This is a genomic window from Pseudomonas sp. SIMBA_067, from assembly GCF_046534675.1.
Classification (GTDB): domain Bacteria; phylum Pseudomonadota; class Gammaproteobacteria; order Pseudomonadales; family Pseudomonadaceae; genus Aquipseudomonas; species Aquipseudomonas putida.
Genome location: NZ_JAWRYH010000688.1, coordinates 1 through 261, shown reverse-complemented (window position 1 = coordinate 261; position 261 = coordinate 1). Strand labels below are relative to the sequence as shown.

Genomic DNA, 261 nt, shown 5'->3' with positions numbered 1-261 from the left:
GTCGACGTGCTTGGCCAGTTGCGGGTTCTTCTCCCAGATATGCCATTGCTCGGAGGTGGTCACCGGCACTTTCACGGCGGCGCGCACCCGGTCCAGCAGCACGATCAGTGCTTCCGGGGTGATTTCCTCGCGGAACAACGCCTCGTTACCCACCACTACGCGCACGACACTGCGCGAGCTGTTGGCAATCTCGATGGCGCGCTGGATTTCGCGTTCGTTACGCTCAAGGTCCGGGCTGATCCAGATGCCCAAGGTCACCCG

The 261-nt window shown here is 62.5% G+C and carries 1 pseudogene; it reads right to left on the bottom strand.

The window, feature by feature from the left end:
• Positions 1-261: pseudogene (locus SB765_RS30890) on the bottom strand (beta-(1-3)-glucosyl transferase); the annotation flags it as partial.